The following is a 16,502-nucleotide window of genomic DNA, read 5'->3' as shown; positions in this document are numbered from 1 at the left end:
GGCGGGCGGGCCTGGCAGGATGGTCCCATGCGCATCCATATCGCCGCCGATCACGCCGGGTTCGAGCTCAAGCAGCACCTCAAGGCCCATTTCGATGCCGCTGGCCACGACGTGGTGGACCACGGTGCCGAGGAGTACGACGCTCAGGACGACTATCCGGCGTTCTGCATCTCCGCCGCCGAGGGCGTGCGCGACGAGCCGGGATCACTGGGGATCGTCATCGGTGGCTCGGGCAATGGCGAGCAGCTCGCCGCCAACCGGGTGACGGGCATCCGTGCCGCGCTCATCTGGTCGGAGGAGACCGCGCGGCTCGCGCGCCAGCACAACGATGCGCAGGTGGGGTCCATCGGCGGTCGCATGCACTCGCTCGAGGACGCCACGGCGATCGCGGATGCCTTCGTGGCCGAGCCGTTCAGCGGCGACGCTCGTCACCAGCGCCGCATCGACGCGATGACGTCGTACGAGAAGCGGCGCTGAGCCTCTGACTTACGCGGCCGCTGCCGCTCCAGTGCTGTCCTGGCGGGACATGAGTGCTGGATTCACGCGGAATCCCGCACTCATGTCCCTCTCTCGCGCGCGGCGCTGTCGCTAGAAGTCCCAGTTCGCCAGGGGAGCGACAGGCGACATCATCGCGACTGCAAGTTCGCGGGCCTGGCCAGGAGTGTGCTCGAGCACCTGGCCGGCGGCGGCGAGCGACTCGACGCTGGTGCCGCCCAAGTAGACGGTGGACAGGTGGCGCACGTCCATGGTCAGGTCTGCCACTGCGCCCTCGGCGCGGGTGACGGTGGCCTCTCCGTCGCGGACGACGATGCGCCATGTGCCAGCGTTGTCGGGGACGTGCTTGTCGGTGAGCCCCACGGTCACGTCGCAGTCGTGGAAGTACTCGCGTGACTGGAGCGCCGTCGGGACGTCGAGCAGGCGCACCCACAGGTTGTCGATCACCTTGGAGCGAGCCCCGCGGGCGTCCTTGAGCTGATGCAGCAGGGGATCGTCGGTGGCGAGATTCTCGGTGTAGGTGGTCTCGACGAGGTCGAAGTCGGTCAGCGTCTCCCACAGTCGCTGCGAGGCGGCGGGAGTGAGCGCACCGTGCTCGCGCACCTGGCAGATCCCGTCGTGGATGCCGATGTCAGAATCGGCCTTGCGGCGGAAGAACGCGTAGGCGACGGGCTCGCCGCGGTCCTCGACGATGGCGATGCGCCACTTCTCCATGCCCTTGCGGTTGCCGAGCGGGTCCGTGAAGCGCGCGTTGCGGCCGGAGCCCACGGGATTGAGGATCGTGCCAGGACGGGTGAGCTTGGCCTGCAGGTCTGCGACCAACTGGTCATGGGCATCGAAGTCCGCACGCTCGAGTCGCACCGTGAGCTCGTCGGCGCCTTCGACCTTCCACATGCGAGGGCCGCGCGGGATCGACGCCTTGACCGTCTGCGCGCCCATGCCGTATCCGAAGCGGGCGTAGATCTCCGCCTCCATCGCGTACAGCGTGCTCACTGCCTCACCGCGCTCGAGGCACCGACGGAAGTGGTCGTGCATCATCTCGGTCATCAGGCCCCGACGGCGGTGCGACGGGTGGACGCCCAGCCAGGACAGTCCCGCCGCGCTGACACGACGGCCTCCGGGGGTGATCATCTCGGTGCCGAAGCTCGCGTGCACGGCAGCGATCTCGCCGACGGCGCCGCGACGCTCGTCCGTGACCTCGAGGCCGCGGGCCCGCTCCACGGGCAGAGCGTCGATGTAGTCCTGCCGGTCCTCGATGAGCCACTCGCCCACGAAGGCCCACTGGACCACCTGGAAGAACTCGTCGAGTCGCGCCTCGGGGACGGTGATGGACTGGTAACCCTCTGCCTTCTTCATGCCCCTAGGGTTCCAGGTTTCTGCTCGGGCCCCAAACCCTGACGCCCACGCACTGTCTGCGAGCGAGGCGAAGGTCGGGGCGCATGGTCGCTAGAACCCGAAGTTCGCGACGGGCTTGATGTCCGAGGCCATCGCTCGGGACAGCTCTGCCGCAGTGCCGGGAGTGCGCTCGTCGACGAGCCCCGCGCGCAGCAGCTCCGTGATGGTGGTGCCGCCCAGGTACGCGGCCCCCAGCTCCTGGATGTCGATCCGGAGGTCCGCGCTGGCCGGGTCCGCGCCGTCGTCCCGTGTGACGCGCGCCTCGCCGCTGGCCACGTGGATCCTCCACACGCCAGCGTTGAGCGGCAGGAACGCGTCCTCGAGATGGATCGTGACATCGCATTCTGCGGCGTATCCGCGCGCCTGCAGCGCCTCGGCGACGTCGAGGATGCGGACCCACAGATTGTCGGCCACTGCGACCTTCGCCGAGCGGATGTCCTTGAGGCGGAGGAGGAGCGGGTCGTCGAGCGCGAACTTGCCCGCGTAGGTGGTCGCCATCAGGTCGAAGTCGACGAGCACCCCCCAGAGGCGCACGGTGGACGCCGCGTCGAGCGCGCCCCACGCCCGCACCCTGACCTTGCCGTCGGGTCCGGAGTCTCCCCAGTCGCCCTTGCGCTGGAACAGCGCCCATGCGACGGGGTCCGCGCCATCGCGCACGACCGCGATCCGCAGCTCCTCGCCGCCCTCGCGGTCGATCTCGAGGTCCATGAGGATGTCGGCCAAGGTCTGCGGTGCGAGAGTCGTGACGGTGCCGGGCCGGGCCATGCGCGACTGGATCGAGCGGATCTCGTCGCCGTGGCGCTCGAGAGAAGCGGAGTCGATCTCGACCGAGAGAGCGTCCGAGCCCTCGAGCGGGCGGATGTCGACGCCTCGGCCCAGCTGGACGCGTGCCTCGGTCGCCGCCAGGCCGTAGCCGAACCGCTGGTAGATCTGGGTCTCCGCAGCGAACAGTGTCGAGATGACCTCGCCGCGAGCCAGGGACCGGGAGAAGTGGTCGTGGATCATCGCGCGCAGCAGCCCGCGGCGGCGATGTCCGGGGTGGACGCCCACCCAGCTGAGACCTGCGGTCGCCACCTCGCGGCCGCCCGGCACTCGCGTCTTGAACGCGAACGACGCGTGGACCGCGGCAAGCGTGCCGACGCGCCCGCGCAGCGGATCGACGACCTCGATCGCCCGCGTGCGGTCCCACGGCAGGATGTCGTGGATGAACCCGGCGTCCTTCTCCGGGACCGTGAACGCGAAGGCGAAGGCGTCGACGTGCAGGACCTCGGCGGCACGGGAATGGTCAACGGAGAGGGCGTGATAGCCCTGAGGTGTGGTCACGCCACGATTGTGGCACCAGACGGCGACTTTGCGCTCGCGCAGCGGGGCGAGGTTCAGTGCGGCTGGGAGCGGACCTGCTACTCGGCTGCGGCCTGCTCCACGGCGTCGCGGAGGCGCTCGTACTCCACCTTGATGCAGCGGTTCTCGACGACATCGAGTCCGGCATCGCGCGCGAGCGCTGCCGACTCCGCGTGGGCGACGCCGAGCTGCATCCACAGTGCGCGCGCACCCACGGCGATCGCGTCGTCCGCCACGGGAGGCACGTGCTCGGAGCGCCGGAACACGTCCACGATGTCAGGGACCACGGGCAGCTCGGCGAGCGACGAGTAGAAGCCGTGGCCGCGGATCTCCTGGCCTTCGGCCATCGGGTTGACGAGGTAGACCTCGAACGGCGTGCGCGTCATGAGCCACGCGGCGATCGAGTAGCTGGTGCGGTGGTCGTTCGGCGATGCGCCGACGACGGCGACGGTTCGCGCGCCAGCCAGCAGATCCACCAGCGCGTCGTCGTCGAGTGCGTGCGTGGAGCCAGCGGATCCTGGGGTGGGGCAGGCCTCGCCTGACGGCTGTCCGGGCAACTTGATGCTCATACCTCCGGAACGTACCGGCACGCCGGACATTCCCGAAATCGGTGTGGGAATGGCCCACAGGGACGGCTCGTTACCTGGGTGTCCGACCTCAGAGGAACAGACGTGAAGGAGACAGCAATGGCGACCAAGTCAAGTCCCGACATCGGTATCAAGGAAGAGGACCTCAAGTCCATCAATGCAGGACTCGGGCAGGCGCTGGCCGACACGTTCACCCTGTACCTGAAGACCCAGGGCTACCACTGGAACGTCACGGGACCTCACTTCCGCTCGCTGCACCTCATGCTCGAAGAGCAGTACAACGCACTCTTCCTCGCGGCAGATGACCTTGCGGAGCGCATGCGTGCGCTCGGCGTGGAGGCGCCTGGCTCGATGGCGGAGATGCTCGAGCTCGCGACTCTCAAGGACCACGAGCCCGCGTCCGACGCCATGACCATGGTGAAGAACCTGCAGCGCGACCACGAGGCCATCGCCGCGGCGATCCGGCCCCTGTCGGAGGCCGCGGACGAGGCCGGCGACGGCGCGACCGCAGACCTCTACAACGGGCGCCTCGACTTCCACGAGGAGACGGCCTGGATGCTCCGGGCCTTCGCCTCCTGATGGCGCCAGTCGTGACCGGGTTCGGTTCACGGCGCTGACACTGTCCCCTCCCGGGACGAGTCCCCGACCCCCCTCGGGACTCACGGGCCCTCGCCGCACGGCGGGGGCCCGTTGTCATGTCCGGCCGCGTGGGGCGCAGGTCCAGACGTGACAACGGGCCCCCCGCCATATGCGAGGGGCCCGTCGTCCGTGGCGCGGCTGAGGGGCACGCCAGGTCTAGGTTGTCTGAAACTTCTGTCAGGCTAGCGCTTTCGCGAGGCTCGCGACAGAGGCGCGCGAAGAAATTTCCGCGACTAGATGTAATACATCGCCGGTTCGCGCTGCTCATGATGCGAGACGGCGCCCTCCGGCAGGGCATCCGGGTCCGGGTGCCGGTACGAATCACCCGCGTCGATCGACGACGCTGCGGTGCCCGCTTCACGCGAGCTGGGGTGCTCGCGGATCTTCGCCGGGATGCCCACCGCGGTCGCCCCATCGGGGACGTCCTTGACCAGCACGGCATTCGCGCCGATCCGCGCATCGCAGCCGATGTGCACCGGCCCGAGGACCTTGGCGCCTGCGCCGATGACCACCCGGTCGCCGACGGTGGGGTGGCGCTTGCCAGGGCTCATGGTGGTGCCGCCGAGCGTCACGCCGTGGAAGAGCAGCACGTCGTTGCCGACCACGGCGGTCTCGCCGATCACCACGCCCATGCCGTGGTCGATGAAGACGCGACGCCCCAGCGTCGCACCGGGATGGATCTCGATCCCGGTGCGACGGCGGGCGTGCTGAGACCAGAGCCGACCGTAGGTGCGCAGACCGTGATTCCACAACCAGTGAGCGGCACGGTGGTGCCAGATGGCGTGGACCCCCTGATACGACAACGCGATGACGATCCACGAGCGCGCCGCAGGGTCGCGTCTCATGGCGGTGCGGATGTCCTCGAGCGCGAGGCTCAAGAATCCAGGGTGGTCAGACATACGGGGACGGGCCTCTCGTGCTCGGTCAGTCCATCAGGTCGGCGTAGAGCACCGAGGAGAGGTACCGCTCGCCGAACGACGGGATGATGGTGACGATGGTCTTGCCGGCGTTCTCGGGACGCTTGGCGACCTCGATGGCCGCGTGCAGCGCCGCACCCGAGGAGATGCCCACCAGGAGGCCCTCCTTGCGAGCCGCGGCACGGGCGGTCGCCACCGAGGTCTCGGAGTCGACGTCGATGACCTCATCGTAGATCTCGGTGTTGAGGATCTCGGGCACGAAGTTCGCGCCGATGCCCTGGATCTTGTGCGGGCCGGGCTCGCCGCCGTTCAGGATGGGGCTCTCGGCCGGCTCCACCGCGATGATCTGGATGCTGGGCTTGCGTGCCTTCAGGACCTCGCCCACGCCGGTGATGGTGCCACCGGTGCCGATGCCGGCGACGACGATGTCGACTTCGCCGTCGGTGTCGTTCCAGATCTCCTCGGCCGTGGTGCGGCGGTGGATCTCGGGGTTGGCCTCGTTGGCGAACTGCCGCGCGAGCACCGAGCCGGGACGCTCCTCGGCGATCTTGTTCGCCGCCTCGACGGCGCCCTTCATTCCCTCGGGTCCAGGGGTGAGGATGAGCTCGGCTCCGAAGGCCCGCAGCAGCGCGCGGCGCTCCTTCGACATCGTCTCGGGCATCGCCAGCACGACGTGGTAGCCGCGAGCGGCGCCGACCATCGCGAGCGCGATGCCGGTGTTGCCCGAGGTCGCCTCGACGATGGTGCCGCCCGGCTGGAGGTCGCCCGACTTCTCAGCGGCGTCGACGATCGCGACGCCCAGGCGGTCCTTCACGGAGTTCGCGGGGTTGTAGAACTCGAGCTTGCCGAGCACGGTCGCGCCGGCGCCTTCGGCGAGAGCGTTGATCTTGACCAGGGGAGTGTTGCCGATGAGGGCCGTAGCGTCCTCGAAAATCCTTGCCATGAGTGGTCTTCCTTCGGTGATGAGGCCCTGAGAGGGCGTGTCCGGTGAGAACAACAGGAGTGCATCGGGATTCGATACCGGGGCGAGCGCTGGCGTGCATCGAGCCCGCTCGTGGCGGGCGCGCGCTAGCGCTCTACAGACAGCAGCAGCACATGCAGCTGCGGAGGGTCGCACACATCAGCGGGGCAGGCGAGAACGGCGCGTAGGCGCTGTTCTCGGTGCTCATCTCGCTGACCTTTCTGTGCGGACGTCTGCCAGAGTAGCGCCGATGCGCGGGCGGGAGCAAGAACCGCGGGCTCGGGAGGACGGCGCAGCGGGCGGGGTCTAGGGTGAAACCGAGCCGCGCAGGCGGCAAAGGAGCGGAACCATGGCAGTGTCGACAGTGCTCGCGCAGCGGGAGATCAAGGCGGACCCCCGCGAGGTCTGGGGCGTCATCACGGACATCGACGGCGCGGCCGAGGTGCTCTCGGGCGTGATCTCGATCGAGCGTCTCGAGGGCGAGGGCTACGACGTGGGCGTGCGGTGGCGCGAGACTCGTCGGATGCTCGGCAAAGAGGCGTCCGAGGAGATGTGGGTGGCAGCGGTCGATGCACCCCGGTCGACCACTATCGAAGCCGAGTCGAGTGGCACTCGCTACTCCACGGTGTTCACGTGTGAGCCGCGCGGGCTCGGAACGCTCCTCAGCGTGGCGTTCACCGGCGAGACCGTGAACCCTTCGCTTGGCCAGCGGCTGGCGTGGGCGCTGTTCGGAGCGCTGGGACGCAAGGCCTCAGAGAAGGCGCTGACCCGGGACCTCGACGACATCGCACGAGCGGCGGAGGCTCTCGGGCGTACCTAGGGCTCGGCGGCGCATCAGAGCGTCGCGACGGCAGCGGGTCCGTCCCGCGAGGAGGGTGACATGGAGTGGTTCAGCATTGACGGGATCCCATGGCTGGGAGTCCTGCTGGCGTTCGTCGCGACGTTCGCTCTGGGGTTCTTCTGGTACTCGCCGCAAGGCTTCTTCCGGCCGTGGCAGCGAGCGGTCGGGTTCACCGACGAGCAGATGAAGGACGCGAGGATGGGGCTCGCGTTCGGTCAGATGGTGGTGGGCAACGTGCTCGGGCTGCTGTTGCTCGCGGTGCTGCTGGTCGCCCTCGGAGTGGACAGCTGGTGGGGCGCCGCAGTGACGGGCGGGGTGCTCGGCTTCGCGTTCCGTGGTGGGGCGCACCTGCTGCACGACGGCTTCGCGATCCGGGGCCCGGTGGCCACCTGGATCGACACGGCGCACGACACGCTGGCGCTCGCGGTCTCGGGCCTCATCATCGGGCTGTTCCTCTAGCCCGCACCCCTTGTCCGGCACTCATGGTCGGCTCTGCGCGATGGTGGAGTGCTGTCCGGCACCTACTGACGCCTAAGCAAATGGAGCGGGTGACGGGAATCGAACCCGCACCATCAGTTTGGAAGACTGAGGCTCTACCATTGAGCTACACCCGCGTCACCGGTGCGAGGGGCGCGAGCCCGTCTTCCCGGCGCGTACTAGAGTAGCCGAGCCCGGCCGATGCGGGTACCGCGCGCGCTGTGGCGACGCGCGGACGGGGTGTAGCGCAGCTTGGTAGCGCATCTGCTTTGGGAGCAGAGGGTCGCAGGTTCAAATCCTGTCACCCCGACGTTTGTCAGGAGTTTCGCCCTCCTCGAGGTGCCACATGCGTGCGGTTGGGGACGTCGGACTGTAGTTGCCCGTGTGCGGCCCGATAGTTCGCACTGTCGTAGAGCGCGACGAACGGGCCCGTCCACGAGCACTGGAATGATGACCGGATGGACTCCGTTGTGCGCCTGCGAGTGACCCAGGCAGGGTGCGTCGCCCGCCTCGCGGAGGCGTTTCTCGCGATCCCGCCTGAACTTGCTCCAGTCGAACGTGCGCGGACCCAAGCGATCCGCGAGTAGATCTACTACGGGTACGAGAAGCCCATGGCGAGGGCGCGCCAAGCACCGCTGTTGTGGGGCAAGTACGAGGAGGACCGGCCTTGGTCAGCGGCGGCGGTCCTCGTACTTGACGGGCGTGCCGTGCGTGGCAAGCGGCAGCTGAACAGGGAGCACGTCCATGAGGCGTCGAGACTAGTCGAGACTAGTGCGGTTGCTCCTCGAGAGAGCGAGAAGCCCAGAAGAGACTGCCGACCTCCTCGATGCCAACCTGGCGACATGCACGGTGTGAAGCGCGACTGCATATGCTGCTAAATGGGAGGCAGGGTTGTTCTCCCGATTCTGAAAGTCAGCCGAGCACGAACGGCCCACTGAAGGGCGGCTCTGCAGTGGGGGCACCTTCACGAACAGGGTCCACGACGACAACCTCTTCACCAAAATAAGGATCGGAGTCACTTATATCTAGCCTATCGTGAATCATCAGGCGAAAAGTGTTGTTGTGCTCTACCCACTGGAAGTATTGTACTACCAACTGAGGAAAACTCTCGCTAGATGTGTACCCTTCGATCGAGAGTGCTGCGTAGGGGTATTGGTGATCTTCGTTGAAGGCTGGGAAGGTTCCAGTGCCGTGGCGAGTAATTCTAGAAGGGTCAATATACTCTACGTTTGCTCCGGGGTCTTCTTTGTATTCTGCAACAATTGAAATATCCCCTTTGAGGTAATCGTTTCCCTGCGGCTTCTCGTTGGCTTCCCGTGAGAAATAGTGGCCGGTGAGACAGTCTGCGATATTCAAGGCAGCTGTTTCGCTCCGCTCTTCAGACGTGTCTTTCACGAGGTCGTTCACGACCTGGATGCGATTCTTGAACCACTCCGCCACGATGGCCGCATCGGTACGTGGATCCAGTGCGATCTCGTCTTCTATGTTGGCCGCAAAGAACGCGTCGCAGCGGAGATCCCTTTCGCTCTGGTCCAGACTTTCCCACCCTGGGTCGGCGAGTTGGTCGTAATCAATCTCCCCTGAGAAAGCATGCTCGAACGATTGTTGTGTAGCAGCAGGGGATGTCCTTGGCTCAGATGTCGCGCTCGGCCGGGAGGTTGGCGTAGGCGGAGGAGACGTTGGCTCGTCGGTCGCGGAGCCTGTGCTGCAAGCCGCGAGGCTGATGCTCCCTACAGTCGCCAGAGCCGTAAACACGATGACGCGGCGGAGCGCTCGTCTAGTGTGCAGCATGAAGATCGTCTCTCCAGGTTGTTGTTGTGTTCCTCGCGGATCGCGGACCACTGAAAGCCGCTAGCCAGAACCTACCCGCCCTGCTGCCAGCACGTAAAGAGCACCCCGCGATGGCGGTTCTCTTGGTTGGGACTGCTGAGGGTCTTGGTGACTCGGTAGGTTGGGCCGCGTGGGCGACCTATGGCGCCATGGTGGTCTCAAACTCAATGGGCGCCAATCGGTCTAGGGCGCGCTGTCGTCGACGGCGGTGATATGTCCGTTCGATCCAGGTCACCATCGCGGTGCGCAGTTGCTCGCGGGTGGCCCACGACTGGCTGTTCAGGACGTTCTTCTGCGGTAGTGCGAAGAAGGATTCCATGGCGGCACTGTCGCCCGCGGCACCGACGCGGCCCATGGATCCGACGAGGCCGTGGCGGTTGAGTTCGTGCTGGTATTTGCGCGATCGATACTGGCTCCCACGGTCCGAACGCACTGTCACAGGACCGGCCGGGCGGCGTCGCTGGACCGCCGTCCTGAGGGCGTTGACGGCAAGGTCGGACGTCATGCGCGCGTCGATCGAGTAGCCCACGATCCGGTTGGAGAACACGTCGTTGACGGCACAGAGATAGAACTTGCCAGTGCCGGTCCAATGTTCCGTGATTTCCGTCAGCCACAACCGATCAGGCTCGTCCGAATTGAACGCCCGCTGCACGAGGTCGTCGTGCACCGGTGGACCGACCCTGCCGGTCTTCCCACGACGCTTGCGCTGGATGATCGACGTGATGGCATGCTCAGAGCACCCCGCCACGCCCCGCGCTCCGACGCCGTGAAGCCACCGTCAGCGAGCTCGTCAGCGATGAACCGGTATCCGAACGCCGGGTCGTCGTGATGGATGGCGAACGCTGCGTTGGCCAGGTGAGCATCCACCCAGTCCCGGTCCGACACAGGGTCCTTGAGCCACCGGTAGTAGGGCTGCTTGGCGATCTTCAGCACCCGGCACGTCACCGCGACCGGCACCCTCACGGGCGCCCTCTGCGCGGCCCGCTCGCGGACGAGCAGGTACATCATTTTGGGGAACCACTGAGCTTGAGGTTGGCCTGCGAGAGATACGCTGCCGTGCGCCGAAGCACCTCGTCTTATTGCTCGAGCAACCGGTTCTGGCGACGCAGTTCACTGCTCTCAGCAGACTGATCAGTGCTCACGCCGACCCCACGGCCCTCATCAACCGCCTCCTGCTTGATCCACCGCTGCAGACACGTTGACGAGATCCCGAAATCTCTCGCGATCTGCTCGACCGACGTGTCCGGTCCCCGGTTGCGGGCAACCCTGAGCACGTCCTCCCTGGACTCCTTCGGAAACGCTTCTGGCATGAGGAACATCCTTCCAGCAGCGACCCTCGTTACCGCGAGTCAGGAATCACCTCAACCCTCGGCAGTCCCAACTTCTTGCCGACATTCCTGCGGCCGATTCAACGGGAGACCGCTCAGACTGGCCTCCCGCCGCTCACATCGCTGGTCGTTCGCGCAAATGACGGGCGAGTGGGACCTGGCTACATTACCCACACACGGGTGAGCAGCATCGACGACGATCACGAACGCGAAGTTGCCGCCGCTGAAGACCGACTCGCGTGCTACCGGCGCTTCGCGCCCGATGTCCCGACCGATGCGGTGCCTCAGCTCACGGCTCGCCATCGAGCCGTGCGTGAACTTAGTGGTCGAAAGGCAACGCGCGAGAGGCCCGCCGCCCAGGCGTGCCCCACGTGTGGCTACACGCTTCCGGCCACGGGCCTCTGCGACGACTGCGACTAAGCGCGTGGTCCTTCGAGTCGGTGCAGCGTTGGGGACATGCCACCAGAAACGGCTGTGATCCAGAGTGATGTGGTGTGAACATGGCGATCACCGTCTCACCTGCTAAATGACAGTGTTAATGGTCTAGCGTGACCTGTTGAGATCCACCATGAAGTGCCTCGGCAGGAGCAGAGGGTCGCAGGTTCAAATCCTGTCACCCCGACGTGTGGGATGGCCGGCGCAGGTAGCGCGCCCCGATCGCTACGCGCTGACGCGGGCCGCGCGGCCACCCACCCTGACGACGTCGCCCACCTGGAGCTGGTGTCCGCGGCGGTCATCGACCTCATCGTTCACGCGAACCGTGCCGGAGCGGATCGCCTCCTTGGCCTCTCCGCCAGAGTCGACCAGCCCCGCGAGCTGCAGGAACTGGCCCAGGCGGATGCCGTCGCCTCCGACGGGAACGTTGGGGACTTGATCGGGGGCTGCCATGCCGCCATGCTAGCCCGCGTCCTCGCCCCGGTGCGGTGTGATCAGCGTGCCGTTGCCGTCGTGCCACAGCAGCCTCCGAGCGAGCACCAGGTCGGCCACCCTCTGGGCGGCATCCATGGCTGGCCGATAGCCACGGGCTTGCCCGCACCCCCACAGGTCACGTGCGGGATTCGGCGACTCCTGGGACGACGCACTCCCTGCTCGGGGGGCCTTGTCGCAGTACCACCCACCGTCCGGCCACTGCCACCTGATGAGTCGGCCTGCCATGACACTGGTGCGGTCCTCCACGAGCCCGAGCCGCACCGCGTCTCGATGAGCCACTCCTCCGCACCGCCCATGACTGGGATGGGCCCATGTGCCTAGTGGTGGTCTCGCGAGCCACCGTACGATCGAGAGACGAGCCCTGTTCGCACTGGTCCCGGCGCCGAGGCGCATCGAAGGGGTCTGAGCCATGCCGAGCACCGCCGCTCCCGCATCGTCGACAGAGATGCCTGCCGTCGCATGGCACGCCCGGACCGCGGATCAGGCGCTGGAGGCGTGGCAGACCGATGCCACGGCTGGCCTCGAGTTCGACGAGTCTCGTCGGCGCCTGGAGCAGTACGGCCCCAACACGATCCCGGAGGCGCGCCGGCGTGGCCCATTCGTCCGCGCGATCGCGCAGTTCAACAACCCGCTGATACTGGTGCTCCTGGTCGCCGGCACGGTCACGGGCGTGCTGCAGCACCACCTCGACTCCGCAGTGATCTTCGGTGTGGTCGTGATCAACGCGATCATCGGATACGTCCAGGAGGGCAAGGCCGAGAATGCCCTCGACGCCGTGCGGGCCATGCTCGCCAGCCATGCCACGGTGGTGCGGGAAGGAAGCCGCCACCGAGTCGAGTCCGGGGAGCTCGTCCCCGGCGACATCGTGCTGCTGGAGGCCGGCGACCGTGTGGCCGTGGATCTCCGCCTGCTACGCGAGCACGGCCTCCGCGTGGACGAGTCCGCTCTGACCGGAGAGTCGATGCCCGTGGAGAAGGACATCGGTCCCGCCCCGGTCGACGCGAGCATCGGCGACCGTACCTGCATGGCCTACTCGGGCACGCTCGTCGTCCACGGGCAGGCCCGCGGCGTCGTGATCGCGACCGGTGCCGGAACCGAGGTGGGGCAGATCGGAGCGATGGTCAGCGAGACCACATCGCTGGCGACGCCGTTGACCACGCGGATCGACCAGTTCGCCCGCCAGATCACCGGGTTCATCCTGATCGTCGGAGCACTGGCGTTCGCCTTCGCATGGGGGGTGGGCGGTCACAGCGTCCTCGAGGCCTTCCTCGTCGTCGTCGGACTGGGGGTCGCCGCCATCCCCGAGGGCCTGCCGGCGATCATCACGATTGTGCTGGCGATCGGGACCCGTGCCATGGCGGGCGAGCGCGCCATCGTGCGACGACTCCCCGCCGTGGAGACGCTCGGCTCGGTCACCGTGATCTGCTCGGACAAGACGGGCACGCTCACCCGCAATGAAATGACCGTGGTGCGCGTCCTGCTTCCCGAGAGCGAGCTCACGTGCAGCGGCGTCGGCTATGCGCCCGACGGCGGACTCGCCGATGCGCACGGCGCCGTGGACCCGTCGGAGTGCCCGGTGCTGCTGCGCCTGGCCACCGCCGGGCTGCTGTGCAACGACGCGGTGCTTCACCACGGTGACGACGATTCGTGGAGCGTGGTCGGCGACCCGACCGAGGGCGCGCTCGTGACGTTGGCGATGAAGGCGGGCCTGGAACGGCACGAGGTGGCTGCTGACTTCCCCCGCGTGGACCACGTGCCCTTCGAGTCAGAGAACCGGTTCATGGCCACGCTTCATCACGACCACCGAGGGCACTCCTTCATGGTGCTGAAGGGCGCGCCGGAGCGCGTGCTCGCCATGTGCGGCCTGGCGGGGAACGACGAGTGGCACGATCGCATCGTCCGCGCTGCCGCTGAGGGTGAGCGGGTGCTGGCCTTGGCCACGGCCGAGGTGGGGCCCGAGACCGACTCCCTCGACCTCGAGCACCTGCCGAGATTTGATCTGATCGGGATGGTCGGCCTCCTGGACCCACCCCGTCCCGAGGCGGTCGCGGCGGTCGCCGAATGCCAGGCAGCGGGCATCACCGTCAAGATGATCACCGGAGACCATGGGGCCACCGCTGAAGCGATCGGCCGGGAGCTCGGCCTGCAGTCCGAGGGAGTGCTCACGGGGGACGCCATCGAGGCGATGGACGACGAATCGCTGCGGGCCGCCGTCGACGAGAACGACGTGATCGGACGCGCGAGCCCTGAGCACAAGATGCGGCTGATGGCCGCCCTCCAGGCGCGCGGCCACTACGTCGCGATGACCGGTGACGGCGTCAACGACGCCCCAGCGCTCAAGGCGGCGGACATCGGTGTGGCGATGGGGCACCGCGGCACGGACGCTGCGCGAGAGGCCTCCGATCTGGTCCTGACTGACGACAACTTCGCCACCATCGCGAGCGCGGTCAAGCAGGGACGCGTGGTCTTCGACAACATCAAGAAGTCACTCCTGTTCATCCTGCCCACGAACGGCGGCGAGGCCGGGTTGATCCTGGTGGCGCTGCTCCTCGCGCGGACCATGCCCGTCACCGTCGGGCAGATCCTGTGGGTCAACATGGTCACCGCAGTGACCCTCGCGCTGGCGCTGGCCTTCGAGCCTCCCGAGCCCGGAGTGATGCGGCAGTCGCCGCGCGCCCCCACGGAGCCATTGATCACTCGGCCGCTCGGCATCCGGATCGCGTACGTGAGCTTCGTGATGGCTCTCATCACGTTGGCGGCGTTCGAGTGGGAGCTCTCGCGGGGCGGCTCGATCGAGGTGGCGCGGACCACGGCGGTCAACGTGCTCGTGTTCGCCGAGATCCTGTACCTGTTCAACGTCCGGCATTTCACCGCGTCTGCTCTCAATCGCCGGGCCTTCACGGGCAACCGCGTCGCCCTGGTCGTGACCGGTGTCCTCATCGCACTGCAGGTGGCGTTCACCTACGCGCCGCCTCTGCAGAAGGTCTTCGCCAGCGAGGCGCTCGGGTGGGCCTCCTGGGCTGTGATCATCGGCCTGGCCATCGCCAAGTTCCTCGCCGTCGAAGCGGAGAAGGCGCTCTGGCGACGCCGGGGAGTGAGACGGATGTAGTCCGGAACCCCCGGCGAGCGCGGGGATATACCGGACACTTCGGTCCAATGTCACGGTCATCCCTGGCACATGGCGAATCGGAGGATTCCGTCCGCTATAGTCGCCCCGTGACCTCCACTCCCCGCGCACTCTCGTCCCTGCTCACCGCCGGCCTCGCCGCCCTCGCTCTGGTCGCTCTCGCGCCTGCCGCGCACGCGGCGTCGGAGTCGATCACCGACGACCTCACGGGCTCGCCGCTCCAGATCGACTCGGATACCGCGTGGCGCACGTTCGACGTCACCACGGCTGGGCGGGTCGAGAACGTGGTGGTCACCCTCGACTTCCACAAGACCGACGGCCAGTGCTCAGCGCCGGCAACCGGAAGCGCCTTCTCGAACGAGATCTCCATCGGTCTCACGTCTCCGGGCGGGACTGGCATCAGCCTGGTGAGGCCATGGGACGGCGTGGAGACCGGGACCGGCCAGTATCCCGACTACTCGAGCTCGCCGGGTCGCGTCGTGATCGTTCTTGACGACAGCGCTGCCACCATGGTCGGCAGCACCAACGCCGGAGTGCCGGAGTCCGGAACGTTCCGCCCCGCGCAGCCGCTGTCCACCTTCGACGGCGACAGCACGCTGGGCACCTGGACCCTCAGGGTTCAGGACACCACGGGTGGGGATCCGCTGTGCTACTACAGTGCGACCCTCGACCTTGAGATCGCGCCGGCACCTGTCCTCGCCGACGCCTTGTTCGACGACATGCTCCTCGGCGAGGCGAGCTCGGCCTCGATCCCGCTCGAGCCACTCAGCCCGGCCGCTGACTCGTTCGCCATCACCGAAGGCGCGCTGCCCGCTGGCGTGGAGCTGAACCAGACGACCGGAGAGATCTCCGGCACCCCGACCGAGCGTGGCGACTTCGCCTTCACCGCGATCGCGACGAACGAGGAGGGCGACTCGGTGCCCGTGGAGTACAAGGTCCGTGTGACGGAGTCCGCGACGCTCAGCGGCGACGCGACCGCTCAGGCACGTGCCGGTGTGGACTTCACCTACACGCCGTCGTTCGACGCGGGCTTCCCAGCCGCGACCGAGGTGACGCTGGCCGCAGGCGACCTGCCCGACGGCATGGCTCTCGACGGCGCCACCGGCGAGATCACGGGGGCGTCCACCGGCGCTGTCGGAGACTTCGCCGTGACGCTCGCTGCCGACAACGGCGTGGGCGAGCCCGCCACGCTGGATCTCGTCATCACGGTGACGGCAGGACCGGTCGTCGAGATCGACATCGCGGCGGGGGAGACCACCGTCGACGAGGGCGGCTCGCTCGACTTCGTTGTGACGGGGGCCGATGAGTTCGGCAACCCCGTCGTGCTCACCGAGGACGAGGCAGTGCTCAGTTCGGACGTCGAGAGCGACGTGGTGGACGGCCACACCGTGTCCTTCCCCACCGCCTCGCCGCACGTGATCACCGCGACGCACCTCGAGACCGGCGTGACCGCATCGGTCACGGTCGAGGTCATCGCCGCACCGGTCGTGGAGACCGCCGACGACAACGGACCCGAGGAAGTGCTCGCGGACACCGGAATGCGCCCCGAGCACGCCGCTCAGGCCGCGGCCGCATCGGCTCTGCTCCTGCTCGGAACGGGCCTCGTGACTGCTGCGGCACGCCGCCGCGTCTGA

Annotated in this window: 13 protein-coding genes, 2 tRNA genes and 1 pseudogene; 7 read left to right on the top strand and 9 right to left on the bottom strand. The window is 67.3% G+C overall.

Annotation, left to right across the window (positions count from 1 at the left end):
* Positions 1-27 precede the first annotated feature (27 nt).
* The gene (locus QQX02_RS02450) at positions 28-477 is read left to right on the top strand and encodes a ribose-5-phosphate isomerase (RefSeq protein WP_301140995.1); all 450 of its coding nucleotides are present in this window, start codon (positions 28-30) and stop codon (positions 475-477) included.
* 111 nt (positions 478-588) lie between these two features.
* Here the strand turns inward: QQX02_RS02450 and QQX02_RS02445 are convergent, their stop codons facing one another.
* From QQX02_RS02445 to QQX02_RS02435, 3 genes are all read right to left on the bottom strand, one after another.
* Positions 589-1,851 (bottom strand): GNAT family N-acetyltransferase, encoded by a 1,263-nt coding sequence (locus QQX02_RS02445; RefSeq protein ID WP_301140994.1) that lies wholly within the window; start codon positions 1,849-1,851, stop codon positions 589-591.
* A gap of 90 nt (positions 1,852-1,941) precedes the next feature.
* Positions 1,942-3,213 carry a GNAT family N-acetyltransferase gene (locus tag QQX02_RS02440; protein WP_301140993.1) on the bottom strand — a complete coding sequence of 424 codons (1,272 nt, stop codon included), beginning with the start codon at positions 3,211-3,213 and terminating at the stop codon, positions 1,942-1,944.
* 77 nt (positions 3,214-3,290) lie between these two features.
* Positions 3,291-3,800 carry a CoA-binding protein gene (locus QQX02_RS02435; protein ID WP_301140992.1) on the bottom strand — a complete coding sequence of 170 codons (510 nt, stop codon included), beginning with the start codon at positions 3,798-3,800 and terminating at the stop codon, positions 3,291-3,293.
* 117 nt (positions 3,801-3,917) lie between these two features.
* Between QQX02_RS02435 and QQX02_RS02430 the strand changes: the two genes are divergently transcribed.
* Positions 3,918-4,397: a Dps family protein gene (locus QQX02_RS02430; RefSeq protein ID WP_301140991.1), complete on the top strand. Its 480-nt coding sequence runs from the start codon at positions 3,918-3,920 to the stop codon at positions 4,395-4,397.
* 293 nt (positions 4,398-4,690) lie between these two features.
* Here the strand turns inward: QQX02_RS02430 and cysE are convergent, their stop codons facing one another.
* Together cysE and cysK are read right to left on the bottom strand one after the other, a co-directional pair.
* A complete protein-coding gene (cysE, locus tag QQX02_RS02425; RefSeq protein ID WP_301140989.1) occupies positions 4,691-5,356 on the bottom strand; it encodes a serine O-acetyltransferase in 666 nt (221 codons plus the stop codon).
* A gap of 25 nt (positions 5,357-5,381) precedes the next feature.
* Positions 5,382-6,317 (bottom strand): cysteine synthase A, encoded by a 936-nt coding sequence (gene cysK, locus QQX02_RS02420; protein WP_301140988.1) that lies wholly within the window; start codon positions 6,315-6,317, stop codon positions 5,382-5,384.
* 367 nt (positions 6,318-6,684) lie between these two features.
* On the opposite strand from cysK, the gene QQX02_RS02415 reads away from it, so the two are divergent.
* Positions 6,685-7,155, top strand: a complete 471-nt coding sequence (locus QQX02_RS02415; RefSeq protein ID WP_301140987.1) for an SRPBCC family protein — start codon at positions 6,685-6,687, stop codon at positions 7,153-7,155.
* 60 nt (positions 7,156-7,215) lie between these two features.
* Positions 7,216-7,635 (top strand): DUF1761 domain-containing protein, encoded by a 420-nt coding sequence (locus QQX02_RS02410; protein WP_301140985.1) that lies wholly within the window; start codon positions 7,216-7,218, stop codon positions 7,633-7,635.
* 81 nt (positions 7,636-7,716) lie between these two features.
* Here the strand turns inward: QQX02_RS02410 and QQX02_RS02405 are convergent.
* Positions 7,717-7,790 (bottom strand) — tRNA-Gly (locus QQX02_RS02405).
* A 99-nt stretch (positions 7,791-7,889) separates the two neighbouring features.
* Here QQX02_RS02405 and QQX02_RS02400 point away from each other — a divergent pair.
* A tRNA-Pro gene (locus QQX02_RS02400) sits at positions 7,890-7,963 on the top strand.
* 602 nt (positions 7,964-8,565) lie between these two features.
* Here the strand turns inward: QQX02_RS02400 and QQX02_RS02395 are convergent.
* The 3 genes and pseudogenes from QQX02_RS02395 to QQX02_RS02385 all read right to left on the bottom strand — a co-directional run bounded on the left by QQX02_RS02395 (position 8,566) and on the right by QQX02_RS02385 (position 11,699).
* Positions 8,566-9,444 (bottom strand): hypothetical protein, encoded by an 879-nt coding sequence (locus QQX02_RS02395; protein WP_301140984.1) that lies wholly within the window; start codon positions 9,442-9,444, stop codon positions 8,566-8,568.
* 178 nt (positions 9,445-9,622) lie between these two features.
* A pseudogene (locus QQX02_RS02390) lies at positions 9,623-10,793 on the bottom strand (IS3 family transposase).
* Between the two features lie 678 nt (positions 10,794-11,471).
* On the bottom strand, positions 11,472-11,699 hold the full coding sequence (locus QQX02_RS02385; RefSeq protein WP_301140983.1) for an RNA-binding S4 domain-containing protein: 228 nt from the start codon (positions 11,697-11,699) through the stop codon (positions 11,472-11,474).
* A 451-nt stretch (positions 11,700-12,150) separates the two neighbouring features.
* On the opposite strand from QQX02_RS02385, the gene QQX02_RS02380 reads away from it, so the two are divergent.
* Both QQX02_RS02380 and QQX02_RS02375 read left to right on the top strand, forming a co-directional pair.
* Positions 12,151-14,850 carry a cation-translocating P-type ATPase gene (locus QQX02_RS02380; protein WP_301140981.1) on the top strand — a complete coding sequence of 900 codons (2,700 nt, stop codon included), beginning with the start codon at positions 12,151-12,153 and terminating at the stop codon, positions 14,848-14,850.
* A 107-nt stretch (positions 14,851-14,957) separates the two neighbouring features.
* Complete coding sequence (locus QQX02_RS02375) at positions 14,958-16,502, top strand: Ig domain-containing protein (RefSeq protein ID WP_301140980.1); 1,545 nt, start codon at positions 14,958-14,960, stop codon at positions 16,500-16,502.

It is taken from the genome of Demequina muriae (assembly GCF_030418295.1).
Taxonomy (GTDB): Bacteria; Actinomycetota; Actinomycetes; order Actinomycetales; family Demequinaceae; genus Demequina; species Demequina muriae.
This window is presented reverse-complemented; position numbering and strand designations above follow the sequence as displayed.

What these genes read in the sequence shown, in the direction of transcription:
- QQX02_RS02450 (WP_301140995.1), top strand. Translation starts at nt 28, where the DNA reads ATGCGCATCCATATCGCCGCCGATCACGCCGGGTTCGAGCTCAAGCAG.
- QQX02_RS02445 (WP_301140994.1), bottom strand. Translation starts at nt 1,851, where the DNA reads ATGAAGAAGGCAGAGGGTTACCAGTCCATCACCGTCCCCGAGGCGCGA.
- QQX02_RS02435 (WP_301140992.1), bottom strand. Translation starts at nt 3,800, where the DNA reads ATGAGCATCAAGTTGCCCGGACAGCCGTCAGGCGAGGCCTGCCCCACC.
- QQX02_RS02430 (WP_301140991.1), top strand. Translation starts at nt 3,918, where the DNA reads ATGGCGACCAAGTCAAGTCCCGACATCGGTATCAAGGAAGAGGACCTC.
- cysE (WP_301140989.1), bottom strand. Translation starts at nt 5,356, where the DNA reads ATGTCTGACCACCCTGGATTCTTGAGCCTCGCGCTCGAGGACATCCGC.
- cysK (WP_301140988.1), bottom strand. Translation starts at nt 6,317, where the DNA reads ATGGCAAGGATTTTCGAGGACGCTACGGCCCTCATCGGCAACACTCCC.
- QQX02_RS02415 (WP_301140987.1), top strand. Translation starts at nt 6,685, where the DNA reads ATGGCAGTGTCGACAGTGCTCGCGCAGCGGGAGATCAAGGCGGACCCC.
- QQX02_RS02410 (WP_301140985.1), top strand. Translation starts at nt 7,216, where the DNA reads ATGGAGTGGTTCAGCATTGACGGGATCCCATGGCTGGGAGTCCTGCTG.
- QQX02_RS02395 (WP_301140984.1), bottom strand. Translation starts at nt 9,444, where the DNA reads ATGCTGCACACTAGACGAGCGCTCCGCCGCGTCATCGTGTTTACGGCT.
- QQX02_RS02385 (WP_301140983.1), bottom strand. Translation starts at nt 11,699, where the DNA reads ATGGCAGCCCCCGATCAAGTCCCCAACGTTCCCGTCGGAGGCGACGGC.
- QQX02_RS02380 (WP_301140981.1), top strand. Translation starts at nt 12,151, where the DNA reads ATGCCGAGCACCGCCGCTCCCGCATCGTCGACAGAGATGCCTGCCGTC.